General features: G+C 67.6%; 20 protein-coding genes. 11 read left to right on the plus strand and 9 right to left on the minus strand.

The features are described 5' to 3' along the window. Positions 1–100 precede the first annotated feature (100 nt). Positions 101–1,567 (plus strand): MFS transporter, encoded by a 1,467-nt coding sequence (locus GFY24_RS13365; RefSeq protein WP_153805348.1) that lies wholly within the window; start codon positions 101–103, stop codon positions 1,565–1,567. Here the strand turns inward: GFY24_RS13365 and GFY24_RS13370 are convergent. After that, positions 1,542–2,324, minus strand: a complete 783-nt coding sequence (locus GFY24_RS13370) for a hypothetical protein (RefSeq protein WP_153805349.1) — start codon at positions 2,322–2,324, stop codon at positions 1,542–1,544. The genes GFY24_RS13365 and GFY24_RS13370 overlap by 26 nt on opposite strands. A 114-nt stretch (positions 2,325–2,438) precedes the next feature. Between GFY24_RS13370 and GFY24_RS13375 the strand changes: the two genes are divergently transcribed. Beyond that, positions 2,439–3,329, plus strand: coding sequence for an SDR family NAD(P)-dependent oxidoreductase (locus tag GFY24_RS13375; protein WP_309230807.1), 891 nt, complete (start codon positions 2,439–2,441; stop codon positions 3,327–3,329). Between the two features lie 38 nt (positions 3,330–3,367). Here GFY24_RS13375 and GFY24_RS41920 read toward each other — a convergent pair whose 3' ends face one another. Together GFY24_RS41920 and GFY24_RS41925 are read right to left on the minus strand one after the other, a co-directional pair. Further along, entirely contained in the window at positions 3,368–3,820 is a 453-nt protein-coding gene (locus tag GFY24_RS41920) for an SDR family oxidoreductase (RefSeq protein ID WP_228566307.1), read from the minus strand. Then, complete coding sequence (locus tag GFY24_RS41925) at positions 3,784–3,972, minus strand: hypothetical protein (RefSeq protein WP_228566331.1); 189 nt, start codon at positions 3,970–3,972, stop codon at positions 3,784–3,786. Before GFY24_RS41925 ends, GFY24_RS41920 begins: the two co-directional genes overlap by 37 nt. Positions 3,973–4,183: 211 nt before the next feature. On the opposite strand from GFY24_RS41925, the gene GFY24_RS13385 reads away from it, so the two are divergent. From GFY24_RS13385 to GFY24_RS13405, 5 genes are all read left to right on the plus strand, one after another. Further along, entirely contained in the window at positions 4,184–4,519 is a 336-nt protein-coding gene (locus GFY24_RS13385) for a hypothetical protein (protein ID WP_153805350.1), read from the plus strand. A 179-nt stretch (positions 4,520–4,698) separates the two neighbouring features. Further along, positions 4,699–5,205, plus strand: a complete 507-nt coding sequence (locus tag GFY24_RS13390) for a hypothetical protein (protein ID WP_153805351.1) — start codon at positions 4,699–4,701, stop codon at positions 5,203–5,205. 46 nt (positions 5,206–5,251) lie between these two features. Beyond that, positions 5,252–5,884 carry an urease accessory protein UreF gene (locus tag GFY24_RS13395; protein ID WP_153805352.1) on the plus strand — a complete coding sequence of 211 codons (633 nt, stop codon included), beginning with the start codon at positions 5,252–5,254 and terminating at the stop codon, positions 5,882–5,884. A 72-nt stretch (positions 5,885–5,956) separates the two neighbouring features. After that, on the plus strand, positions 5,957–6,667 hold the full coding sequence (gene ureG / locus GFY24_RS13400; protein WP_153805353.1) for an urease accessory protein UreG: 711 nt from the start codon (positions 5,957–5,959) through the stop codon (positions 6,665–6,667). A gap of 8 nt (positions 6,668–6,675) precedes the next feature. Next, a complete protein-coding gene (locus tag GFY24_RS13405; RefSeq protein WP_309230808.1) occupies positions 6,676–7,326 on the plus strand; it encodes an urease accessory protein UreD in 651 nt (216 codons plus the stop codon). Positions 7,327–7,432: 106 nt separating this feature from the next. On the opposite strand, the gene GFY24_RS13410 is transcribed toward GFY24_RS13405, so the two are convergent. From GFY24_RS13410 to GFY24_RS13425, 4 genes are all read right to left on the minus strand, one after another. Beyond that, entirely contained in the window at positions 7,433–8,125 is a 693-nt protein-coding gene (locus tag GFY24_RS13410) for a hypothetical protein (RefSeq protein ID WP_153805355.1), read from the minus strand. A gap of 265 nt (positions 8,126–8,390) precedes the next feature. Beyond that, positions 8,391–9,392, minus strand: coding sequence for a hypothetical protein (locus GFY24_RS13415; protein ID WP_153805356.1), 1,002 nt, complete (start codon positions 9,390–9,392; stop codon positions 8,391–8,393). A gap of 123 nt (positions 9,393–9,515) precedes the next feature. Next, positions 9,516–10,946 (minus strand): NAD(P)/FAD-dependent oxidoreductase, encoded by a 1,431-nt coding sequence (locus GFY24_RS13420; RefSeq protein WP_153805357.1) that lies wholly within the window; start codon positions 10,944–10,946, stop codon positions 9,516–9,518. Positions 10,947–11,024: 78 nt separating this feature from the next. Then, on the minus strand, positions 11,025–11,897 hold the full coding sequence (locus GFY24_RS13425) for a tat pathway signal sequence (protein ID WP_153805536.1): 873 nt from the start codon (positions 11,895–11,897) through the stop codon (positions 11,025–11,027). Between the two features lie 480 nt (positions 11,898–12,377). On the opposite strand from GFY24_RS13425, the gene recC reads away from it, so the two are divergent. Genes recC through recD form a run of 3 tightly spaced genes read left to right on the plus strand, consistent with a single transcriptional unit; the run spans position 12,378 to position 21,296 of the window. Next, positions 12,378–15,716 (plus strand): exodeoxyribonuclease V subunit gamma, encoded by a 3,339-nt coding sequence (recC, locus tag GFY24_RS13430; RefSeq protein ID WP_309230809.1) that lies wholly within the window; start codon positions 12,378–12,380, stop codon positions 15,714–15,716. A gap of 49 nt (positions 15,717–15,765) precedes the next feature. Continuing rightward, positions 15,766–19,416, plus strand: a complete 3,651-nt coding sequence (locus tag GFY24_RS13435; RefSeq protein WP_153805358.1) for a UvrD-helicase domain-containing protein — start codon at positions 15,766–15,768, stop codon at positions 19,414–19,416. Further along, positions 19,413–21,296: an exodeoxyribonuclease V subunit alpha gene (gene recD, locus GFY24_RS13440; RefSeq protein ID WP_153805359.1), complete on the plus strand. Its 1,884-nt coding sequence runs from the start codon at positions 19,413–19,415 to the stop codon at positions 21,294–21,296. Before GFY24_RS13435 ends, recD begins: the two co-directional genes overlap by 4 nt. A gap of 9 nt (positions 21,297–21,305) precedes the next feature. On the opposite strand, the gene GFY24_RS13445 is transcribed toward recD, so the two are convergent. Continuing rightward, complete coding sequence (locus tag GFY24_RS13445) at positions 21,306–23,273, minus strand: hypothetical protein (RefSeq protein WP_228566268.1); 1,968 nt, start codon at positions 23,271–23,273, stop codon at positions 21,306–21,308. After that, positions 23,270–23,893 (minus strand): IS607 family transposase, encoded by a 624-nt coding sequence (locus GFY24_RS13450; protein ID WP_194852852.1) that lies wholly within the window; start codon positions 23,891–23,893, stop codon positions 23,270–23,272. The genes GFY24_RS13445 and GFY24_RS13450 overlap by 4 nt, the downstream gene beginning before the upstream one ends. Before the next feature lie 65 nt (positions 23,894–23,958). Between GFY24_RS13450 and GFY24_RS13455 the strand changes: the two genes are divergently transcribed. Then, entirely contained in the window at positions 23,959–24,807 is an 849-nt protein-coding gene (locus GFY24_RS13455; RefSeq protein ID WP_153805361.1) for an alpha/beta fold hydrolase, read from the plus strand. Positions 24,808–24,816 lie beyond the last annotated feature (9 nt).

Genomic DNA, 24,816 nt, shown 5'->3' on the forward strand with positions numbered 1-24,816 from the left:
ACTGTACTCCGGCCGCGCGTACGCCGTACGCGCCTGTTTTGTGTAGACACCGTGTGTAGACACCGTGTGTAAACCCCTGAAACAGCTCGGAGGATAGGTGATGACCAGCATTCTCGCGCGTCCCGTCGCGCAGACTCCGCGCCGCGCCTGGCTCGGCCTGGCCGTACTGCTGCTGCCGGTACTGCTGGTGTCGATGGACATGTCGGTGCTGTACCTGGCCATGCCCACCCTGACCGAGCACCTCGACCCGTCGGCCACCCAGCAGCTCTGGATTCTGGATATCTACGGCTTCATGATCGCCGGTCTGCTCATCACCATGGGCAATCTCGGTGATCGCATCGGGCGGCGCAATATCCTGCTCGTCGGCGCGACCGTCTTCGGATTGGCTTCGGTGCTGGCCGCTTTCGCGCCGAGCGCCTCGGTACTGATCGCCGCGCGGGCGCTCATGGGTGTCGGTGGTGCGACGCTGCTGCCGTCCAGCCTGGCCTTGATCTCCACCATGTTCCCCGAGGCGCGGGCCCGCGCCACCGCCATCGGCGTCTGGACCGCGTTCTTCGCGGGCGGGTCGGCGGTCGGGCCGATTATCGGTGGCGTACTGCTGCACCACTTCTGGTGGGGTTCGGTCTTTTTGATCAATACGCCGGTGCTGGTGGTGCTGCTGGTCTTCGGGCCGCTGCTGTTGCCGGAGCATCGTTCGGCGGGGCTCGCACCCCTGGATCTGCCGAGTGTGGCGCTGTCCATCGGCGGCATTCTGCCGATCGTGTACGCGGTCAAGCATTTCGCGGCCGAGGGCTTCGACCTGCCGGTCATCGGTATCGGATTGCTCGGTGTACTGCTGCTGATCGCGTTCGTCCGAAGGCAGCGGCAGCTGACCGAACCGCTATTGGATCTGAGCCTGTTCCGCAATGGATTGTTCTCGGTGGCAATCGGTTCCAGCACCGTCGGTATGTTGGCACTCGCTGGCATGAGCTACCTGACCAGCGTGTATCTGCAATCGGTGACCGGACGTGACGCGCTCGGCGCGGCACTGCTTGGCATTCCGATGGCGGTGGTGGTCTTCGTCTGCTCGGTGAGCGGTGCGCGGGTCGGCCGCAAACTCGGCACCCGGACCGCTTTCGTGCTCGCGCTGAGTATGGCGGCGGCAGGCAATTTCATGCTGCTCGGTGTCGGGGTGAACAGCGGAATCGGCTGGTACATCGCCGGAACCGTGGTTGCCGGAGCCGGTTTCGGTATGGCGTTCACCCTGGTATCGGAGGTGGCGGTGGCCTCGGTGCCGCCCGAGCGGGCCGGTTCCGCGGTCGGAATCTCCGAGACCAGTTTCGAACTCGGCAATGGTTTGGGCCTGGCACTGCTGGGTTCGCTTGCGGCCCTGGTCTTCCGCTCCGGCGGCGACTTCGGGTCGACGCTGGGGGAGACCCTCACCCATGCCGGGGGCGATTCCGCGCTGATCGATTCCGCGCGTGACTCATTCGTGCACGGTATGCACGTTGCCACCACGGCGGGTGCGATCCTGCTGGCGGTCATGGCGGTGATCGCCGTGGTCAGTGGCCGAAAAGCGAAGTCATGAGCTCGGCCGCGGCCTTGTTCATGGGCGTGAGTACGCGTAGGTAGACGAACCGGACCGGGCGGACCACGGTGGCCCGCCAGACGGTCGCGACAATCGCGAAAAGTGGTTGCAGCGCAGTGCGATACAACCAGCGGCAGGGCGTCACCACCAGGACCCGAACAATGGTGGTGGCGACCCGCCAGCCGAAGAGCAGCGCCGCGCCCAGTACCGACAGGATCGGCCACAGCGCCCAGCGCCACAGCCGGGTCAGCGGCCAGGCGATCAGCCATCTGCCGATGAAATACAGCACGTACATGGTGGCCTGGGCGATGGGGACCAGAATCCAGCGGGCGATCCAATTCGCGATCGGCTCGATGATCTTGCGTCCGAACCAGATCAGACTCGGTTTCAGTACGCGCCGCCACAGCCATTCCTCGACCGCGCGTTTCAGCGGCCGCAGCAGGAAGTCGAGTAGGAATGCTCCGAGCGGAGTCAGGATCATGCCCCACAGCAGTTGCTGAAGTATCAGCCCCCACAGGAAATCGGTGAAAAACGCCCAAATGGGGCGAACAACCCAATACCGGAACAGCTTCACCAGCGGTTCGAGCAGCTTCTCGGAGATGAACTCCAGTACCGCCACCACGCCACGCCCGAAGAGCTTGCACCCCTCCCAGAGCAGGCGCAGCGGAATGAAGATCACGACCGCTATTGCCCGCGCGATCCACCCCGCGATCGAAACCCGCTCCGGCGTGCGCTCTTCCGGCCCCTGAACCGCCATCGTCCCCATCCTCTCCCCGACACTGCCTTCATCCTGGTACAGGAAAGTGCTTCGCGCCCTGGGTATTTCCACTCAACTACCGTGACGAACCGGTCAGACGGTTACAGTCGAGACGTGGGTGAGAACTCGACTCCGGACCCCGAACCCCAACCTGAACCGAATGGCCGTCCGCTCGCCGAACGCGTCGCGACCAGGCTGTTCTATCCGACCACCCGACCCCGCGAGAAATCGCTGCGCGAGGCCGTGGCCGGTCAGGTGGTCCTGGTCACCGGCGCATCGCACGGTATCGGTAAGGCCGCCGCCAAGAAAATCGCGGCTGCCGGCGCGACCGTGCTACTGGTGGCCCGCACGCTGGAGGATCTGGAGCAGGTCGCCACCGAAATCCGCGCGGACGGCGGCATCGCCCACGTCTATCAGGCCGATCTCACCGAAATGGACGCCACCGCCGAGCTCGGTGCGGCCCTGCTCGCCGCACACGGGCACGTGGATGTGGTGATCAATAACGCGGGCAAGTCGATTCGCCGTCCGATCGACGAATCCTATGATCGCTTCCACGATTTCACCCGCACCATCGATATCAACTATCTCGGCCCGGTGCGGCTGTTGCTGGCGCTGCTGCCCGGCATGCGCGAGCGCCGCCACGGTCATATCGTGAATGTCTCCACCTGGGGTCTGCGTATGCCACCGGCTCCGCGGTGGGCGGCGTACGGTGCGTCGAAGTCGGCGTTCGATGTCTGGTTGCGCACGGTCGCAACGGAGATCGCCGCCGACAATGTCACCACCACCTCCATCTATATGCCCCTGGTGCACACCCGGATGAGCGCGCCCACCGACTTCGGTGGCATTCCGGGACTCACCGCCGATGAGGCGGCCGACCTCATCTGCCACGCCGTGGTCTCGCGTCCCCGGGAGATCTCGCCCTGGTGGACCGGTCCCGTGCAGGCGTGGTCGGACCTGCGCCGCGGTGCCGCCCAGCGATTCATGGAGCGCAGCTTCCGGCACTGAGTAGCGGCGCGGGCGGATACCCGCACCGCTGGATTCGGCTAGTCGGCGGTAGCGCCCATCGTGAGGTTGACCGTGGTGCCGGTAATGCCGGCGGCCAGATCAGAGACGAGGAAGGCGGCGGTGTCCGCGACCTCGGCCAGGGTCGGGACGCGCTGGGCGTGGGTGGTGCTCGCGAGGTAGGTCCGGAATTGGTCCCAGGTCATACCGGTTGCCTTGGCCTCGAACACTTCTCGCATCGACGCCGCCTCCGGCATACCGTGCGGGCGCAGGCCCAGGACGCGCAGGCCGTGCGGGGCGAGTTCGGCGGACAGGTCGCGGGTCAGGGCTTCCTTGGCGGCGTGCGCGGCACCGTAACCGCCGTTGAGCCGGGTGCCGATACGGGCGGGCAGGGAGGTGACGGTCATGATCACCCCGGAACCGTTCGGGATCATCTGCCGGGCGGCCAGGCGCGCGGTCAGAAAATAGGACGAGGTGTAAGCGGTGATCGGCAGGGCGAATTGGCCGCGTCCAAATCGATCAGCGGGATACCGACAATCGGGGTGTCCGGGATGCCGACGGCATTGAACGAGATGTCCACCCGGCCCGCCCGCTCGACCACGGATTCCAGATGTGACCGCACCGCCCCCTCGTCCAGGGCATCCACTTCGGCCGAGCCGCCCGCCGCGACAATCTTTGGCGACGGTCTCGACCGGGGACACGCCGGTAGCACTGCTGGATTGGTAGTCCTTGGGGTAGTCTTGCTGGTGGGCGATCGAATGGTACTGGGCGCTCGCGCAGATGATGGCGCATATACAGCGCCGCGTACCTGAGCGCCGACCAGGCCGCGGAATTCGAGAAGTGGGAGGCGACCCGCAATGACTGATCCGTTCATGGACATGAGTCCCGCCGAAATCGCGGCGATGACCGAGCGTCTCGTATTCACCGATGAGCCATTCGAAGTGCCGATCGAGACCGGCCCGAACGCTGCACCGGTCATGATCCCGCGTTCGGTGAAAATTACGCGAGAGCTCGACAAGGCGTGCAAGAACCGCGCCGCGAATCTGGGTATGTCGCAGTCGGAATACATCCGCTCGTTGATCGAACGCGATATCGCCACTGCCGGAACCGGCGAGCCGCGCCCGCCATGGGTGCGTGAGCTCCTGGCCGTGATCGCTCACCATGAGAACGACGATCACCGCAAGGCGTCCTGACCCAGGCCAGGGCGTCGCTGCGGCAAGGCGATGGTTTCAGCTTTGGTCCCGTTGATGTAATCGCCTCGCTCGCATGGGATCTCGGTGCCCGCGGTCGCCCGTGCTACGGTCGCGGCATTCGGTTGAGACCATGGGGGGTATCTGTGTGAACCGGGCTGGCGGTATGTGCGCTGGTAGTCATGGCGACGAGCATGCTGGTGACGGGTTGCGCCGCGGACGTGCCGAAGGCGCTGCCTGTGTGCGAGCGGACGTTCGACTTTCGAGGCGGGGCGGCGCTGCTGGGCGAGGACCGCAGGCTGTGGGGCGCGGCAAGCAAGGCGGCTGAAGGCATGGAGGCCGTCACCATGGCTGAACTCACCCGCCGGGCCGGATGGGTTGAGGGTGGTTGGGATCGAGTTGTGCATGTACCCGCGGATACGACTGCGGCACAACTCAATACAGCGTCGGGGATTACCGATTTCTGTTGGGTGCAGCTGCCGGCCAGGTGGGAGATCAGCGTCGAGGAGACGATTCCAGATGGGTATCTGCTGTTCGTGCTGGGCAGTACCCCGGTGCAGGCGGGCTTCTTGGATGACATCTCGAAGTCGATCGAACTCGGTAACCGTCCGCTGGAAGTGGTTTACCCGGATTCGATTCTGATACCGAAACCCCACTCCGGTGGCCCGCGTCTGAGCACCGTCAAATAAAGCGATCGGCTTAGGATCGAGCGATGCGATCCCCGGAGGTGCGTCGATGAGTCTGGCCATGCTGTTGATCCTGGCCGACTCGCGGCTGCCCATCGGTGGGCATGTGCATTCGGGTGGGGTGGAGGAGGCGGTGTCCTCGGGGTTGCTGCGGGATGTGGCTTCGGTGGAGTTGTATCTGCGGCGGCGAATCCGGACTTCCGGGGTGGTGGCGGCCTCGTTGGCGGCGGCGGTGTGTGCGGGGGCGCTCGACGCGGGGCGGGCCGAAGTTGAGGCTGATGCGCGGACGCCGTCGCCGGCGGCGCGGGCGGCTTCGCGGGCGCAGGGGCGTGGGTTGTTGCGGCTGGCGAAACAGGTTTGGCCGCAGGGGGATTGGCAGCGGCTTGGGGCGCGTCCGCATCTGTCGACGGTGTTCGGGGTGGTGGGCACGGTGTCCGGTGCGTCACCGGAGGAGATTGCCGGGGTGGTGGTTTATACGACCATGACCGGTGCGGCTACCGCCGCCCAGCGGTTGCTGGCCCTGGATCCCGCCGCGGTGGCGGCCTGCACCATCCGGCTCGCGGAGGTGTGCGACCTTACCGCGCAGGAGGCGACCAAGGGGCTGGCCGCGCTCTCCGATCCGCTGCAGGATGTTCTCGCGGAACGGCATATTGCCCGGGATATGCCACTGTTCGCCTCCTGACCTGGAGGGATGGGCCGGGTAACAAGCGCTTTACGTGCGTCGGTCAGGATGAGCGGGGAAAGGAGCACGCATATGCCACCTCACTTCATCGACGGGGAACCGCACGAGCACCTCGATCGACCCAAGCGGGCGCGCACGCCGGGGGAGCCGGTGCGGATCGGTGTCGGCGGACCGGTCGGTTCGGGTAAGACCGCGCTCGTGGCGGCATTGTGCCGGGAACTGCGCGATGAGCTGTCCCTCGCGGTGCTGACCAATGACATCTACACCACCGAGGACGCCGACTTCCTGCGCCGCAATGCGGTGCTGGCCGATGAGCGGATTACCGCGGTGCAGACCGGCGGCTGCCCGCACACCGCGATTCGCGATGACATCACCGCGAATCTGGATGCCATCGACGATCTGATCGAGGCCAATCCGCCACTGGATCTGATCCTGGTGGAGTCCGGCGGCGACAATCTCACGGCCACCTTCTCCTCGGGTCTGATCGACGCGCAGATCTTCGTGGTCGATGTCGCCGGCGGCGATAAGGTGCCGCGCAAGGGTGGACCGGGCGTGACCTGGTCCGATCTGCTGGTCATCAACAAAACCGACCTCGCGCCCATGGTGGGCGCGGATCTGGCTGTGATGGACCGGGATTCGACCAGCGTACGCGAGGGTCGCCCCTTCGTCTTCACCTCGCTGACCGAGGATCCGGCCGCCACCCCGGTGCTGAACTGGGTGCGCGAACAGCTGCGCCTGGCGGCGGAGCAGGATGCGACGGCCGGTGCGGCACACACGCATTGAGGTTTACGGTGCGCACTGAGCTGCGCATCGACGCCGTCGCCGGGGCGCTACCGCGGATCCACGCCGTCGGTGGCCTGGCCGCGCGGCGGACCGGACTCGACACCGTACATGTGATCGGTACGGCCGCAACGCCTTTGGGCGGTGATGAGCTGGATATCCGGATCGCGGTGGGTGCGGGCGCACGACTGCTGGTGCGCTCGGTGGCGGCCACCATCGCCCTGCCGGGGCGGCAGACGCGGAAGTCGTTCGCGCACTGGCATTTCGAGGTGGCCGCGGGTGGTGAGCTGGATTTCGATCCGGAACCGACCGTGGTCGCGGGCGGTGCGGAGCATGAGACGCTCACCACCGTGTGCTTGGAACCCGGTGCGCGCCTGCGACTTCGGGAGCGGGTGCAGGTCGGGCGGACCGGTGAGGATCACGGCTACTGGTCCGGCGAGCTGAATGCCGATATCGGTGACTTGCCGCTACTGCGGCACCGCCTGGATCTGGGCGCGGACGCCCTCACCGATGACGCGCTGTCGGGACCCCGTGCGCTGGAAAGTATTTTGACCTATCCGGATGCGGCCCGGGCCGAAACCACGGGTCTGGATGCGGCGCTGCTACCGCTGGCCGCGGGCGGGACGCTGTTCACCCGCACCGCAAATCTGTTGCGCGTCTAGGGAATTCACCGCGCGGGGTATTGCACGGCGGGAACCGGACCTCACCCCCGGTTCCCGCCGCGTCGCGCGGGTGCTTACCGCGTGCTCGCTTATCGGCAAATCTGACTCAGTTGCCGACGACGCGCGGTGGAGCAATGAACCCGTTCACCGCGCCGACCATCGCGCCCACCGCGGCACCGGCCGCGGCTGCGGGGATGGTGATTACCGCGGCGCCGACCGCGGCGCCCACGACGGGACCCGCGACCAAACCGACCGGAAGCATCGGCAGTCCGGCCACGAGGCCCGCGACCGCGCCGACGGATGCCGAGGTGATTGCGATCGGCATGGCCGCGCTTGCTCCGATTACCGCTCCCATGGCCGCGGCGCCGACGGTCTGTCCGGCAATGCGGTCGGAACGGCTGCGTTCCAATCCGATCGAATCGAGGAATGTGGCGAGGTTCGCCTCGACCGTAGCGGAGTTGTCATTGATCTGGATCGCCTGTTCGCTATCGATCCAGGTCGGCGCGTCGACCACCACATCGCCGATCCGGAACTTTCCGGCGGGCGGGGCGATCGGCGGTACCGCGGGCACCGGAATCGGCGCGTGCAGTGTGCCGACGGGTGCCAGATAGCTCTTGTCCTGGGCCTGACGCGACCACTGGAGGGAGCTCTTGGTGTCACCGGGGATTTGCAGGCCCTCATAAGGCATGACATTGGGCGCATCGGCGGCGGGCCACTGAGGTGCCGCGCCGTCGAGCTGCGCGACCGAATCAGATTGCACCGGTGTGGCATTGGCCGCTCCGGTTCCGACGATCGCCATGACTAGCGGAACCGCACCCGCTGCCACCACGTTGCCGACCTTGCTTCGATGCGGGTTGAGGGCTCTGTGCTTGCCTGCGGCCATCACGACCTTTCGTCCGGGGAACATCGACGCACAGCATTCGGACCCCTCGGTCAACCGGATTGGTCGAAACCCGGAGTCGGGTGATTTGTTCGGATTGCTGAAAGTTTCCCAACCGCTCGGGTTCGGACGAGAACGGGGCCGGAATCCCAGTTGATGGATTCCGTCCTCGATACGTCGCCTATCACTCGGCGATAGCTGCCGCGGCATCATCGGCCGCGACAACGGGCTCGTCGACAGTGGTGGCCGGACCCGTCGCGGGTGCGAGCACGCCGTTCGCCGCGCCCACCGCCGCACCGAGGCCGGCGCCGATGGTGGCCGCGGGTACCGCGATCAGGGTGACCGCCGCGGTCGCGCCGAGGGTCGGGCCGACGACCCAACCGGCCGGTGCGAACGGCGTACCCACCACCGCCCCGATCACTCCGCCCATGACCCCGCCGACAACCTCGAGGGGTGCGGCTACGCCGACACCCACCACCGCACCCACGGCGGCGTCGCCGACGGTGCTGGCGGCGATACGATCCGAACGGCTGGGCTCGAACCCGGCCGAGTCGAGGGTGCGCGCGAGATTCGCCTCGACGCCCGCCGCGAACCCATTGACCTGAGCCGCCTGTTCGGGCGAGAGGAATCCCGGAATACCGATCTGGGTATCACCGAAACGCAGCATGCCCTCCGGCGCCGCGATGGGAGCGACATCGGCGGCGACCGCCGGATTCGGCATGCGCAGCTGTTGCACATTCACCTCGGCGATGGGACCGCGCGGGATATCGCGCACCCCGATGGAGGAGTTGCGTCCGACCCGCACCACCGGAACGGGTTCGGCGGCAACCGGTTCCACGCTCTCGGCGGCGGGTTCGGCGGTGTCGATGACCGGTGCGGCCTCGGCGGAGGAGCCCGATCCGGCTGCGGTGGGCGCGGTTTCGGATCGCAGCCCCTCGGAGACCAACGGCGGCACCGGAACCGAGAGCTGCCCGAAGGAGGAGTCGAGTACGAGACCGGGTTGTGCGTCGTGCCCGGGCTGATTCTCCACCACCGTGGACTGGTTGTCCTCGGTGGTCACCGGTTCCGCCACAGCGGTTCCGGTGTGTGCCAGGGCGGCGATCAGCGGCAGCGCTCCAGCGAGGGCGAGGGAGCCGATGCGGAGGCGGCGTGGCGAAATATGATCAGCTGGTTGGCGTTTGCCCATGAATGACCTTTCTCAACGAATATCGACAGATGTCGAACATTCGGATCCGGCTGGTGTGCCGGATTGGTCCCACTCAGGGCTGATCCGCGTGCCGCGCCGCCATCGCCGCAGTTCTGCGTGTCGTTACGAGGCTTCGGCGGCTTTGGCGTTCGCTACGGATTTGCCGTTCTCCGAAGCGGATTCGCCGCCGATCTGTTTCGCGAGTTCGCGCGCGTCCTCGGGATTGTCCAGGGCCTCCAGCGCGAGGCGGGCGAACACCCACTGCTCGGTGGCGGCCATCTGCCCGCGATGGCGGCCCAGGAAGGAGGTGAACCACTGCAGCACGGTGACGAACCGGCTGCGGAAACCGACCAGATAGTACAGGTGCAGGGCGAGCCAGGCCAGCCACGCGATGAAACCGCTGAACTCCAGCTTGCCGATCTGGCACACCGCGCTGAAGCGCGACACGGTGGCCATGGAGCCCTTGTCGAAGTACTTGAAGGGCTTGCGCTCCTGCGGCTGCTGCTTGCCCTCGACCTCGGCCTTGATGGCCTTGGCCGCGTAGGTGCCGCCCTGGATCGCGCCCTGTGCCTGTCCGGGTACGCCCGGTACCGACATGAGGTCGCCGACCACGAAGACGTTCGGGTAGCCCTTGATGGTCAGATCGGGTTCGACGATGACGCGCCCGGCCCGGTCCACCTCGGTGCCCTTGGAGTGCTCGGACAGGATCTTGCCGAGTCCGCTGGCCTGCACGCCGGCCGACCACACCTTGCAGGCGGATTCGATGCGCCGGGTGCCGTCGCCGTCCTTGATGGTGACCCCGCGCGCGTCCACATTGGTGACGATGGCATTGAGCTGGATCTCGACGCCCATCTTCTCCAGCCGCTGATGCGCCTTGCCGCCGAGCTTGGGACCCATGGGTGCGAGCACCGCGCCCGCGCCCTCGACCAGGATGACGCGCGCGTCGCGGGTGTCGATATTGCGGAAGGTGCCGTCCAGGGTCCGGTCCGCGAGTTCGGCGATCTGCCCGGCCAATTCGACGCCCGTGGGTCCCGCGCCGACGACCACGAAGGTCATGAACCGTTCGCGGGTCTCCTGATCGGTGGCGAGTTCGGCCTCCTCGAAGGAGCCCAGGATGCGCGCCCGCAGTTCGAGCGCGTCATCGATGGTCTTCATACCCGGGGCATAGGTGGCGAAGTGGTCGTTGCCGAAGTAGGACTGCTGCGCACCGGCGGCGACGATGAGGCTGTCGAACGGGGTGATGGTGTCCTGGTTCAGCAGTCGTGAGGTGACGGTGCCGCCCTCGACGTCGATATCGTCGACCTCGCCCATGATCACCCGCACGTTCTGCTGTTTACGCAGCACGATGCGGGTGGCGGGGGCGATTTCGCCGACGGACAGGATGCCGGTGGCCACCTGGTACAGCAGCGGCTGGAACAGGTGGGTGGAGGTCTTGGAGATGAGCGTGATGTCGACGTCGGCTTTCCGCAGGTGCTTGCAAGCGAAGAGGCCGCCGAACCCGGACCCGATCACCACCACGCGGTGGCGCTGTGCGACGGAATTATCGGCGTTCATCTAGTCCCTGCTCCTAGCCAGACGGTGAAACTACGTCACTTCTCACGTCAAGGGTAGTGGGATGGTCGATGGTTCAGCTCAGCGACCCGCGAACAGCAGTTGGGCGACCCGTGTGGTGGTCGCCGAGCCGTCGGTGTAGCTACCGTCCGGACCCTGTTCGGTCATGATGGCCAGGGTGTACCGCTCGCCGGGGCCGGCGAAGCCGACGGAATTGACCACCCAGCCGCCCTGCTCGTCGGACCAGCCGTTCTTCAGGCCGGGTTGCATGGCCGCGCCCGCGCCCCAGACGCCCCAGTGCTGATTGGTGTCGACCCGGCGCATGCGGTCCACCAGGTAGGCGCGATCGTCCGGGTGCATGCGGGTGAGCACGTTGTCCATCAGTCGATCGAGGTCATTGGGCGTGCACTGCTGGAAGCCCCAGTCGGGGAAGAGCTTGATCTGCTCCAGCGAGGTGGTGGGCTGCAGCGGGATCAGTCCGGCCATGCCGTTGGCGCGGAAGGCGTTGTTGAACGCCATCCGGTCGATGCCCGCGAATTTGTTCCACAGGATGTCGGCGGCATTGTCGTTGGAGGTTGCCAGCATGGACTCCATCAGGCCGCGGTCGCCCGGGTCCAGGGTGATGGCGCCGATGCGCGCGCGGTTCAGCAGATCCTCGGCGATCGCCAGTTTGATGGTGGAGGCGGTCCAGAACATGTTGTCCGAGTTGGCATTTCGGTAGATGCCGCCGGAGACGCGGTCGCGGACCACATATCCGGTGACGCCCGGACGGGACGCCAGGTAGCTGTCGACCGCGGCGATCCGATTGCTCAGATCGCAGTCGAAGCCGGGCAGGCAGCCCTGCATGAGTACCGGGCGAGCCCCGGCGGTTGGGATGAATACCGTCGCGGTGGGAATCACGGCAGCGGCGGCAATAACGCAAGCGGAGGCGGCCACGCGGGAGCGCCGGGCCATGGGAGAACGCACGGTGGAACACAATAGACATCACAATGCCCGATGCGCACGTCTTGCGCGGATTTGCCTGGTGGGTTATGGAAACGCCGCTGTCGCAGCGTGTTTCGAATTTCGCCCGGGCGCGGCAGATCGGCCGTTGAGGCGGTAGCAGTGCTCGAAGGCTTCGGTGTGCTGATCCCGGGGCCAGGACGCCAGTACTACGCCGCGTCCGTAGGAACGGGAATTCACCAGCTCCCAGCGCTCGCCGACGCGCCGGACAGTGAACCCGCGCCTGGGGATCATGGGAATCACCGACGCAGACATGACGCAACCAGCCTTTCCTTGCCGAACTGCCGACCTCACCCGAAATGCACTGTCGCATACCACACTCGAAATTCGAGGTGACGCGCCCTAGCTAATCTTCGGCATGTGGCGGGTGTCACCGGCGCGCTGGAGTGCCGGGTGATTGCATGTCGTTCGCTGACTGTATAAACACAGGTCGTGCACATTCATCGTGCCGAGCGTGCGGACACGCTCGTGGACGCGCTTGCCGAGCTGCTCGCGGATCCGCTCGGCGATCCGTTCACCCCGGAAGTGATCGCGGTCCCCGCCAAGGGCATCGAGCGCTGGCTGCAGCAGCGGCTGGGCACGGTGCTCGGCAGTGCCGCGCACGCGGACGGGGTCGCCGCGAATATCGACTTCGCCGATCCGGCCGGACTGGTCGCCCGGATTTTGGCGGAGGCTACCGGCTGGGTGCCCGAGGAAGATCCGTGGGCGGGCGAGCGCGTGGTGTGGACGCTGCTGCCCGTACTCGATGCGGCCCTGACCGAGCCCTGGAGTGCGGTACTGGCACGGCACCTCGGCAATGGTGATGCGGGCGGGCACAAGGTGGGCCGGAGGTATGCGACCGCGGCGCGGATCGCCGAGCTGTTCGCCGGATACGCCATGCAGCGCCCCGGCATGATCACGGACTGGGCGGCCGGTACCGATACCGATGGGGCCGGGCACGCGCTCCCGGAGGATCTGGTGTGGCAGCCGCGGCTGTGGCGGCAGTTGCGGGCCGCGGTGGGGGAACCCAGTCCGGCCGAACGGCTTTCGGACGCGTGCGCGCGCTTGCGGGCCGAACCCGGTGTGGTGTCGCTGCCGGAACGGATTTCGCTCTTCGGGGTGACGCGGCTGACCACCGATCAGTTGGAGGTGCTGTCGGCGCTCTCGGCAGGGCGGCAGGTGCACCTGTGGCTGGTGCATCCCAGCCCGGCGCTGTGGACCAAGCTGGCCGATGCCGAGGTGATACCGAATTCCGGTGTGCGCGTAAGGCATCCGCTGCTCGCCGCGCTCGGCCGGGATGTGCGTGAGTTGCAGGAGCGGTTGTCGGGCTACGACCATATCGACACCTATCACCTGCGGCCCGAGTCGGGCGGGGCGCGCACCCTGCTCACCGAATTGCAGGCCGCCATCCGGCAGGACCGATGGTCGCTCCTGCCCGATCCCGCACTCGCCGACAGCAGCGTCATGGTGCACTCCTGCCACGGTCCGGCCCGGCAGGTCGAGGTGCTGCGGGACGCGCTGCTCGGATTGTTCGTCGCGGACCCGACTCTGGAGCCGCGCGAGGTGATCGTGCTCTGCCCGGATGTGGAGAGCTACGCGCCGCTGGTGCGGGCCGCGTTCGGGCAGTGGTCCCTGGACGGGGCCGCACCGGGGCATCCGGCCCATGGGTTGCGGGTGCGGTTGGCGGACCGGGCGCAGCGCGCGGTGAACCCGCTGCTGGATGTGATCGCCATCCTGCTCGAGCTCGCCGACGGCCGCGTCACGGTTACCGAGGTGCTGGATCTGGCCGCGGCGGAACCGGTTCGGCTGCGCTGCGGCTTCGACGAGGACGATATCGAGCGGCTGCGCGACTGGGCCGCCGAGACCGGGGCGCGCTGGGGAATCGGGCAGCGGCAGCGACAGGCGTTCGGACTGGGCGATTTCGCGCAGAACACATTGAACGCCGCCGTGGATCGCGTACTGCTCGGGGTGGCGGCGGGCGAATCCACCGAGGACTGGCTGGATCTGGTACTGCCGCTGGACGATGTGGACAGCAATGACATCGATCTGGCCGGGCGGTTCGCGGAGTATGTGGACCGGCTGGCGGTCTGCCTGCGGGATCTGCGCGGGCCGACCCTGGCGGAACCGGCGGGCTCGGCGCGGCCCGCCTCCGAATGGGCTGCGGTGCTCGGTCGGGCGCTGGATCTGCTCACCGATGTGCCGATCACCCAGGGCTGGCAGGGGGTGCAGGCGCGGCGCGAACTCGCGGCCGCCACCGAGCACGCCGGGCAGATTCCCTTGCGGCTCACCGATATTGCCGCGCTGTTGGCCGCGCGGCTGGCGGGACGGCCCTCGCGCGCCAACTTCCGCACCGGCGAGCTGACCGTCTGCACCATGGTGCCGATGCGGTCGGTGCCGCATCGGGTGGTCGTGTTGCTCGGACTCGATGACGAGGTCTTCCCGCGCACCGGCGGCGTCGACGGTGACGATGTGCTGGCCCGGCACCGCTGCCCGGGCGATCGCGATCCGCGCAGTGAGGACCGGCAGCTGCTCCTGGACGCGATCATGGCGGCCGGGGAGCGACTTGTGCTGCTGCACACCGGATCCGATCCGGTGACCGGTGCGCATCGGCCACCCGCGATTCCGCTGGCCGAACTCCTGGATACGGTGCGGGCGCATGTCGGCGGTGCGGCCATGGACCAGGTTGTGAAGCGACATCCGTTGCAGCCCTTCGATCGTCGCAATTTCAATGCCGAGAAGCCGTTCAGCTTCGACAGTGTCGCCCTGGAGGGCGCGCTGGCGGCTCAGCGTGCGCCCGCGCCGCGCCCGCCGTTCCTGGCCGCCGCACTGCCCGGTACCGAACGCGGGGATGTGGAGCTGGCCGATCTGGTGGCCTTCGCTGAACATCCGATTCGCGCATTCCTGTGGCAGCGCTTGGGGATTCGCGTTCCCGAGAGCGAGGAGGAGATCGCCGACCGGCTGCCGATCGAGCTGGACGGACTCACCAAATGGGGTATGGGCGAGCGCATGCTGAACGCGCGTCTCACCGGCGTCGACCCCAATGCCTTGCGCGCGGCCGAATGGCGACGGGGTTCGCTGCCGCCGTTCGCACTCGGCGCGGCGGTCCTCGACGAGGTGGAGACCACCGTCGACAGGCTGGTCCGGGTGGCACAGCCGCTGCATGAGATCCCGTCCCGCACAGTTGATATCGCGGTCGATCTGGGTGATGGGCGCCGTCTCACCGGGACCGTTCCCGATGTGCACGACGATGCGCTGCTGCGCACCACATTCTCCCGGCTGGCGCCGAAACACCGGATCGCCGCGTGGGTTCGGCTGCTGGCGCTCGCGGCCACCGGTAATCATCAGAGCTGGCGGGCGATCACCATCGGGCGCGGCAAAATGTCCAGGCCCGCATGGCAATCCACCCTGACCGCCCCGAATGCGCACGCGGCGACACTGCTGCTGCGCGATCTGGCGAATCTGCGCGATGAGGGCCTGGCCGAGGCGCTTCCCATTACCCCCGCCGCGTCCGCGGCCTATGCCGAGCGCCGCTGTCAGGGATCCTCCGCCGAGGACGCGCTGCTGGCCGCGGAGCACGAATTCGACGGCGGTAAGGACGGTCCCGGCCGGTACGGCGAACACACCGACCGCTACCTGCGCTATGTGCTCGGCCCCGCCCCGCGCTTCCATCAGCTCACCGAAACTCGCACCACCACACCGACCGTCATGGAAGCCGAACCCACCCGCTTCGGTGAACTGGCGCGCCGCCTGTGGAATCCCTTGCTCAGCAACGAGAATCAAGGCCAGCCATGATCACCCCGCACCCGACCCACCGGTCCGGCCCCGAATGCGAAAGGCGCGGATGACCGACGACCTGTTCTCGCTCACCGACCCGGACCTCACCCTCCGCCCGGCCGGCCGCGCCCACCGCCGCAGCGACGGCGCGGGCGGCGAATCGCATCCTGGTCCGGTGGGCGACGACGGTGGCGACCTGTTCGGCCTGGGCCAGGAGAACTCCGGAAGTCGCCCCGGCGAGGCCGATTCGGCGGCCGTCGCCGGTACCGGGCCGGACGCGCGAGAAAAGGGGCCGACCGGGTCCGCACTGCCGGATACCGAGGGACTGTGGGCTGCCGAGGAACGGCCGGGCGGAACCGCTGCCCCGGAGCCGAATATCGCTGGCGGCCAAGGCGACTCGGGAAGCGGTTTCGCGCTGACCGGGCCGTTGCCGGTGGGGACGACGGTGCTGGAGGCCAGTGCCGGGACCGGCAAGACCTATGCCATTGTCGGGTTGGCGGTGCGGTTCGTGGCCGAGGCCGGGGTGGATATCTCCGAGCTGCTGCTGGTGACGTTCAGCCGGGCGGCGACGCAGGAGTTGCGGGAGCGGACGCGGGATCGGTTCGTCTCGGTGGCGGCGGCGCTGGCGGATCCCGAGCGGGCGCAGACCACCGGGGATGAGCTGATTCGGCATCTGGCACAGGCGAATCCGGGGGAGGTGGCGGCGCGGCGGGAGCGGCTGCTGGCCGCGCTGTCGGACTTCGACGCGGGCACCATCGCCACCACGCACAGCTTCTGTCAGCGCATGCTGGACGAGCTGGGGCTGGCGGGGGAGCAGGACCCGGCTGTGCGGTTGGTGGAGAACGTCGATGATGTGGTCTCCACGGTCGCCGACGATCTGTATCTGAGCCGGTACGCGCGCGAGATCCCACCGTTCAGCCCGGCCGATGCGCAGCGCCTGGCCGCGGCCGCGGTGGGGGACAGTGCGGCGATGCTGGTGCCCGAGGCCGAATCCGAGGATGATCCGGCGGGGGAACGGGTCGCCTTCGCCGCGGCAGCGCGCGCGGAAACCGCTCGGCGCAAACAGCTTTCGGGACTGCGGGACTTCGACGATCTGCTGGTGCTGCTGCACGATGTGCTGGCCGATGCCGAGCACGGGCCGCGCGCCTGCCAGCGGATTCGGTCCCGGTTCCGGGTGGCGCTGGTGGATGAGTTCCAGGACACCGATCCACTGCAGTGGGACATTCTTCGGCGGGCGTTCCACGGGCACACCACACTCGTGCTGGTCGGGGACCCGAAACAGGCGATCTACGCTTTCCGCGGCGCGGAGGTGCTCAGCTATCTGGATGCGGTCGCGCACGCGGATTCCCGTCGTGAGCTCACCACCAACCGGCGCAGTGATGCCGGGCTGCTGGCCGCGCTGGAGCATATTCATGGCGGAGCGGCCTTGGGGCACAAGGAGATCACCGTGCACACGGTGGCGGCCACCCGGCCGTTCTCCCGGCTCTCGGGTGCGCCCGAGGCGGTGATTCCGTTCCGGCTCAGGTGTTTACCGCGCACCGGCGCCGGACCGCTGAACCGCTCCGGCTATCCGACGGTCGGACGGCAGCGCGAGCGCGTCGCCACCGATGTGGCGGCCGATATCGTGCGACTGCTGGAATCGGGTACGACCATCGACGCGGGTGGTGAAAGACCGCTCAGCCCAGGCGATATCGCGGTGCTGGTGCGCAATCGCGCGCAACTCGACATGGTGCGCAAGGAACTGGAACTCGCGGGCGTGGCCTCGGTGCTCGCGGGTGGTGCGAGTGTTTTCGGCACGCCCTCGGCCACCCAGTGGCTGTGGGTGCTGCACGCTCTGGAGCAGCCGCACCGCGCCGATCGGGTGCGCTTGGCGGCCGGGACGGCACTGCTCGGCCTCGCCGCCGCGGAAATCGATTCCGGCGGTGCGGATCTGGTGGGGCGGCTGAGCGCGGAACTGCGCGACTCGGCCCGGCTTTTCGCGCGCGCCGGATTCGCCGCCGTCTTCGAGAAGATGAGCGCCGAAACGAAACTCGCGCCGCGCCTGCTCGCGCTCGAGGGCGGTGAACGCCAGCTCACCGATCTGCGTCAGATCGCCCAGCTCCTCGATGATGCCGCGCTGCGTGAGGGTTTGGGCCTGAGCGCCCTCACCCGCTGGCTCGCCGATCGCGTCCGTGACCCGGCCTCGGGGAGTGTGGCCGATCGCAGCCGTCGCCTGGACCGCGATGCCGCGGCCGTGCAGATCGCCACCGTGCACGCCAGTAAGGGTCTCGAATTCCCGGTCGTCTACCTGCCTTTCGCGTGGGATGCCGCCAAGATGCGCAATCCGCCGACCCTGCTCTTCCATGATGAACAGGGCCGTCGCGTCCTGGATGTGGGTGGTCCCGAAGCCTCCGGCTACAACACCCGCAAGCCGCGCGCGGAGGCCGAGGAGGCGGCGGAGGAACTGCGCCTGCTGTATGTGGCGCTGACCCGTGCGGGCGCGCAGGTGGTGGCCTGGTGGGCGCCGGCCTTCGATACCCAGACCGCACCCCTGCACCGCATGATCCTGGGTCGCGAACCCGGCAGTCCGGCGGTGGCCGACAAGGTCCCGGTGCCGGCCGATTCGGTTGTGCTGAACCGTATTTCGGAGTGGGCCTCGACGGCAGAGCCCGGTGTCATCGCGGTCGAGCCGGTGCATGAGATCCGGCGTGCCCGGTTGCCGCGTGACCACACCGCCATGGCCGCCGAGGTGCTCGCGGTGGCACGCTTCGATCGGCACCTGGATCAGGATTGGCGGCGCACCTCGTACTCGGCGCTCACCGCCGGGGCGCACGACGCCATGCCTGCCGGTGATCAGCCTGACGGGGGTGGCGTGGTCGATGAGCCCGCGACGCCCAGTGCGCTGGTCGACGAGGTGGATGTATTCGCCACGGCCGCACCGTCACTCATGAATACGCTGCCCTACGGCGCGGAGTTCGGCACCCTGGTGCACGAGATCCTGGAGTACGTCGATACCGACGCCCCGGATCTGGCCGCCGAGATGCGCGCACGCTGTACGCATGCTGTCGCCGAGCAGATGTTCGACGCCGATCCGGAGGTGCTCGCCATCGCGCTCATGGCGGTGATGCGCACGCCGATCGGATTCGGTGCTCTCGCGGATATTTCCGCCCGCGACCGGCTCAGCGAACTCGACTTCGATATGCCCCTGGCAGGTGGTGACACCCCCACCGCCACCCGGGTGACGGTGCCACGGATCGCCGGACTGCTGCGCCGTCACCTGCCGGCCGATGATGTCTTCCTGCCATACGCCGACCAGCTCGCACACCTGGACGACACTCCGCTGCGCGGCTATCTCACCGGCAGTATCGACGCCGTATTACGTACCGGCGGACCACGATTCGTGGTGGTCGACTACAAGACCAACCGCCTCGGCACCGGCGATCTCACCGTCGCGCACTACACGCACGAACGCATGGCCGCCGAGATGATGCGCTCGCACTATCCGTTGCAGGCAATCCTGTATTCGGTTGCCCTGCACCGCTATCTGCGCTGGCGGCTGCCGAATTACGATCCCGCCCAGCACCTCGGCGGTATCCGCTACCTGTTCGTCCGCGGCATGATCGGGCCCGAAACACCGGACGGCTGCGGCGTATTCGACTGGATGCCACCGCCCGCCCTGGTGACGGACCTGTCCCTGCTGCTCGCGGGAGAACCGATCGACGTGGAGGCCGCCCGATGACCTCGATCCAATTGGCGCAGCGCGGTACCGGGCCGCTGCAGATCTTCAATGTGGCGGGCGTGCTCTCGGCAGCGGATGTGCATGTGGCGCTGCGGCTCGGGCGGCTGGGGCAGGAGAACTCGCCCCTGGTGCTCTTCGCCACGGCCCTCGCGGTGCGCGCGGTGCGGTCCGGTTCGGTGTGCCTGGAGGTGCGGCGCATGGATGAGATCGGCGTGGATGCCGAAGGGACGGAAGAGTCTTCGATCGATCCCTCGACCCTGCCGTGGCCGGAGGTGGACGAGGTGATCGCCGCGCTGCGCAAGAGCCCGCTGGTGTGCGGGAGCCCGGCCGGGCCGCTGCGCCCACTGCGGTTGATCGATCCGCCGGGGTCCGCAGCCGGCCCGCTGCTCTACCTGGACCGGTACTACCGGCAGGAGGAGACCATCCGGCAGGCGCTCACCGAGCGATCCACCACCCAGCCCATGGTGGACGCGGAACTTGTTCGGCGAGAACTGGATCGGCTTTTTCCCGGCGAGGGCGGGCCGGGGGAGCCACCGGATCGGCAGCGCCTCGCGGTGGCGCTGGCCGCCACCCAGTGGACCACCGTCGTCGCTGGTGGACCAGGTACCGGTAAGACGCACACCATCGCCCGCGTACTGGCGCTGCTGGTAGCGCATCAGCAAGCCATTCCGGGTGCGCCCGCCCTGCGCATTGCGCTCGCCGCGCCCACCGGCAAAGCCGCTGCGCGCCTGCAGGAATCGGTGCGTGAACAGGCCGGGGACATCGGCCTGCCCGAGCTCACCGCCGCCACACTGCACCGGCTGCTCGGCTGGCAGCGCGGTGGCGCGAGCCGGTTCAAGCATCACGAATTCAACCGGCTGCCCTATGACGTCATCGTGGTGGACGAGACCTCCATGGTGTCGCTGACCATGATGAGCCGTCTGCTCCCGGCCGTACGTCCGGACGCGCGCCTGGTGCTGGTCGGTGACCCGGATCAGCTGGCCTCGGTCGACGCGGGCGCGGTACTCGCCGATCTGGTGGCGGGACCGATTGCCGGACAGGCGAATCCGGCCCTGGACAAGATACTCGGCGGTGAATTGCGCGATAGCGCGGCACATCCCGACGCACTCTCCGCCCGCGAGCGAGAACGCCTGCGCGGCGGCATTGTTCGCCTCACCCGGGGCCGCCGCTTCGGTGGGCGCATTGCCGAACTCGCGGTCGCGGTACGCGCGGGTGACGCCGATACCGCCCTGGAACTGCTGCGCGCGGGCGGAACGGAACTGTCCCTGCACGGCCCCGACGATATCGGCGAGGTGCGCGCGGACGTTCTGCGCGCGGCGCACTCCGCTACCGACGCCGCCGTGGCCGGTAATGCCATCGCCGCGCTCACCGCGCTCGAATCGCATCGCCTGCTCTGCGCGCACCGCCAAGGTCCGTACGGTGTCGAACGCTGGGATCGGATGGCGGCGGGCTGGGTCGCCGCGGCGGGCATCAGCACCGATCCCGGTCCGGGACACTGGTATCCGGGTCAGCCGCTGCTGGTCACCGCCAATGATCACGAGGCGCGCATCTACAACGGCGATACCGGTGTGATCGTCCGCATGCCTGACGGCACCCTGCGCGCGGCTCTGCAGCGCGGTACCGAACCGTATCTGGTGCACCCAACCCAATTCCCGGGTGTCACCACTGTGTACGCTATGACGATTCACCGCAGTCAGGGCAGCCAGTACGACACCGTGACCACGGTGCTGCCCGGCCCCGAATCCACCCTGCTCACCCGAGAGTTGCTGTACACGGCCATTACTCGCGCCCGCAAACATGTCCGCGTGCTGGGCACCGAGGATTCGATTCGCGCGGCGATCGGCCGTCGAGTACTACGAGCGAGCGGTTTGCGCGCGTAGCGTCTCTGATCAGTTGAGTGATCCTGTGTGATCCCGTGGGTGTGGGATTGGTGGGATCGGTTCCCATCGTGGCGGGGTCGCATGGGTGTGCAGGTGGAATCCCGCGCCCAGTGCGGCTCCGCGTGGCGTGTGCCGGTCGGTGGGGGTGCTGATCGTGCTCACGTCCTGGTTCCGGTGTGCTGCACGGGGCAGCGTCCGGCCCGTGGGGGCGTGTCCCTCCGGACGCTGGCCCGTCCGACCGTGGGGTCGGGCGGGAGAGGGTGCCCCGCGTCGCCTGGGCGCGGGGCATGAGGATCGGGACACGGTGGGTCCGGTTTTGGAACGGTCCACCGCTGTGGTTGGGGTGGTGAGGATCGCGGTGGCTTCCATGGCGGCGTCGATGGCGCGGATGGTCATGGCACCGGTGGCGCGGTCGGTGACGGTTTTGCTCTGATGTGCCAGACCGCGGGCGGCGATCCGCCGCCAGGCTCCTTGGTCACGGTCACCCTGCCATCGGCAGTCGGGGTTGGGACACAGCGCCCACTTCCACCCTGCCACGGTGGGCCGGTCCGGGGCTTTGCTGTGCCGCAGCGGGGTCAGGCAAAGGGGGCAGTGTTTGGAGGTGCCGCGGGCCGGGACGGTGACGACCGCGATCCCGACCTCGGCGGCGAGGTGCCGGATATGGTTACCGATCGCGCCCCGAACCTGTTGCGACAGAAGGGTGTTGAGGGTTCGCCCCATCCCGGTGGCTTCGAGCGACCGGAGATCCTCGAGATAGATGACGGTTGCGCTGGTGGCGATGGCCTGATCCACCGTCCATCGAGCGGCCGAGGCCGCCAGGGCGCCGTTGAGGTTCGATCGCCGGTTGGCGACATGGCCGATCTCAGCGGCCAGCGTCGCTTGTTTGACGGCGAGGGGATGGTCGGCGCGCCCCGCGATCAACCGGGTGTAGTGGTCGTGTTTGGTGTGCAAGGTCTCCCCCAGACGGCGGAGGCGGTGTTGTTTGGCCAGGATTCCGGCGGCCCGGTACTGCCCACCAGCCCCGAGCGCTGTGATCACACCTTTGTCGTCGAGCCGGACCGCTCCGGCGGACAGCAGCGTGTTCAGCCCCCAGTCCACACCCAATGCCACGGTGTGGCCGCTGCGATGCGCGATCGGCACGGTCTGGGTAAACGACAGGTCCGCCCGGACCGTCCCGTTCACCAGCCGGAGAGTGGGCAGGTGCAGGATCGCGTGCGCCGGGACCGTGGCGGGCAGGATGATCGGTAACGCCACCCACGCCCAGTCTTTATAGGTGCGGGGGTCTGGGCGCAACGGCAGTTGCAGCCGTAGCCCGGCCTTGTCCGGCTCGATCGCCGATCGTTCGATGCTGGCCTGTTGCTGGTCCACCGCCGACAGCAACAGCATCCGCGCCGTCCGGGGTGCGGGTTCGAGCTCGAACACATCTACTGGCCGCCGCCCGTGCCCTGCTGCGAACCGGGCGATCTGCCGGGTCCGGCCCTTGACCACGTTGGACGGCAGATACTTCCCGCCCGGTGCGGCAGCGCGGACCGCGTCCCACTCCGCACCGGTGCGATGGTGGGGATCGTCCGGCCAGCTGGACAGGATCGCCGAGGTGAGCGCGGCTCGCCAGCACGCCGACCGAAGCGTGCGTCCGGCCTGTTCCTGTGCCATCCGCACGATCCGGTCGTTGACCTTCACCGCCGGATTCACCGTCCACCCGAGCCGCCGCAATGCCATCCAAGCGTTTGACGGCAGCTTGTCGCCCGCCGAGTCCTGCCCAGACCCCAGTAGACCAAGGTCGTCTGCATTCCAATGCTCGACCACAAGTCGTATGGCCATGTCGGACACCAGATCCACGCACCAGCCGATCCGGTCGGTCAACACCGCGCGGTCGATGATCTCGCCGGTCGTATCGTCCACACCGAGGCGGATCGGTACCCGCGCAGTGGCCGTGCGGGTGGTTTCCCCTTCGGCGAGAACAGGTTTGCTGCTCACGCATCGCCCCCGACCGACGGGCACTGTCCGGACTCCATCAGAAGACGGCGGCGGGCCTCCTGCGACCTCATCCCATACAACCGGCCCGCGAATGTCGTCACCAAGGAGATGAAGTCCTCCAGCAGTTCCTGTCGTCCCCCGGACCGTTTCGGATGCAGCACCTCCAACCCCACCCCGTGCACCGCGAACAGCCGCTCGAGCCAGCCCACACCGAACCGCGCCAACCGATCCTCATGGGTCACCCGAATCACCGTCACCGATCCCTCCGTCACGGCCTGCAACAACCGGTTCAAACCGGGCCGGTCCTCCCGCAACCCCGAGCCTCGATCCCGGAACACTTTCACGGCCTCACCGGTGGCGGTGGCACGTAGCTCGGCCTCCTGCGCCTGCAATGACGACTCCTGGCCGGTCGAGCCGGACACGCGAACGTACAAGCCCTCCAACCGAATCCGATCCCCACCCACGCTGGATACCTTCATCGCCTCCACATCGACCGAGGAGAATCGACGCTCCCGCCCGACCCATGTCACCGGAATCTTCCCCGAATCCGCCCACAACCGCAGCGTCACCGGGTGAACGCCCAAGCGCTGAGCAGCCTTCGACAGGCGAAGAAATTCCACCCAGAAACTATAACATCGCTTAGGATAATTAAGGGAATCAGTTAACATGATGACCCGGAGGGGTTATGGCTACAGCTGATGCCGAGTTCGAACACTCCGCGGATTCCGTCCTGTCCGCGGATGGCACGCGGATCGCGTATCTGACTGTGGGACAGGGCCCGCCGGTGCTCGTCGTACCCGGAGCGCTGTCGGTGGCGAGCGGCTTCGCGCGCTTCGCCGCGGCGCTGGGCAAGGACTTCACCGTGCACACCATGGAGCGGCGCGGGCGCGGTGCGAGCGGTCCACAGGGGTCGGAGTATCGGATCACCGAGGACTGCGCGGATATTCGCGCGCTCCAGCGCAAAACCGGGGCCGCGTTGATCGTGGGGCACAGCTACGGCGGTCTGATCGCGCTGGAGGCGGCACGCACCAACCCGGATATCCGCAAGCTGGCGCTGTATGAACCGGGTGTGTCGATTGCCGGTTCGGTGCCCTCGGACTGGATGCGACCCTATGAGAAATACCTCGACCAGGGAAAACCCTTCGACGCCTTCATCGAATTCGTTCGCGCCATGGGGCCGGAGGGCATGCAGAAGGTGCCGCGCTGGATGTTCCGCCGCATGATGCCCATGTTCATGGACGCTCCCGAACGCGACATGGTCGTCAGTCAGCTCGCCGAGAACCTGCGCGAACACCGCGAGATCATCCGCCTCGACGACACCTACCCCAATTACGCCGGCATCACCGCGCAGGTGCTGCTCATGGACGGCGACAAGGACCGTCAGCACCGCACCGACCCCGACCACACCCAATTGGCGAAAACCCTGCCGCACTGCGAACGCCACACCGTCCCGGGTCTCGATCACTTCGGTATAGACAAGCAGGCGCCCGAACTCGTCGCCGGAATCATCGGCGAATTCTTCTCGCGTTCGTAGCCCGCTTCG

This window comes from Nocardia sp. SYP-A9097 (assembly GCF_009649815.1).
Taxonomy (GTDB): Bacteria; Actinomycetota; Actinomycetes; order Mycobacteriales; family Mycobacteriaceae; genus Nocardia.

Coding starts and splice junctions, on each gene's coding strand:
- GFY24_RS13365 (WP_153805348.1), top strand. CDS start 101: ATGACCAGCATTCTCGCGCGTCCCGTCGCGCAGACTCCGCGCCGCGCC.
- GFY24_RS13370 (WP_153805349.1), bottom strand. CDS start 2,324: ATGGCGGTTCAGGGGCCGGAAGAGCGCACGCCGGAGCGGGTTTCGATC.
- GFY24_RS13385 (WP_153805350.1), top strand. CDS start 4,184: ATGACTGATCCGTTCATGGACATGAGTCCCGCCGAAATCGCGGCGATG.
- GFY24_RS13390 (WP_153805351.1), top strand. CDS start 4,699: ATGGCGACGAGCATGCTGGTGACGGGTTGCGCCGCGGACGTGCCGAAG.
- GFY24_RS13395 (WP_153805352.1), top strand. CDS start 5,252: ATGAGTCTGGCCATGCTGTTGATCCTGGCCGACTCGCGGCTGCCCATC.
- ureG (WP_153805353.1), top strand. CDS start 5,957: ATGCCACCTCACTTCATCGACGGGGAACCGCACGAGCACCTCGATCGA.
- GFY24_RS13410 (WP_153805355.1), bottom strand. CDS start 8,125: ATGGCGATCGTCGGAACCGGAGCGGCCAATGCCACACCGGTGCAATCT.
- GFY24_RS13415 (WP_153805356.1), bottom strand. CDS start 9,392: ATGGGCAAACGCCAACCAGCTGATCATATTTCGCCACGCCGCCTCCGC.
- GFY24_RS13420 (WP_153805357.1), bottom strand. CDS start 10,946: ATGAACGCCGATAATTCCGTCGCACAGCGCCACCGCGTGGTGGTGATC.
- GFY24_RS13425 (WP_153805536.1), bottom strand. CDS start 11,897: ATGGCCCGGCGCTCCCGCGTGGCCGCCTCCGCTTGCGTTATTGCCGCC.
- GFY24_RS13435 (WP_153805358.1), top strand. CDS start 15,766: ATGACCGACGACCTGTTCTCGCTCACCGACCCGGACCTCACCCTCCGC.
- recD (WP_153805359.1), top strand. CDS start 19,413: ATGACCTCGATCCAATTGGCGCAGCGCGGTACCGGGCCGCTGCAGATC.
- GFY24_RS13455 (WP_153805361.1), top strand. CDS start 23,959: ATGGCTACAGCTGATGCCGAGTTCGAACACTCCGCGGATTCCGTCCTG.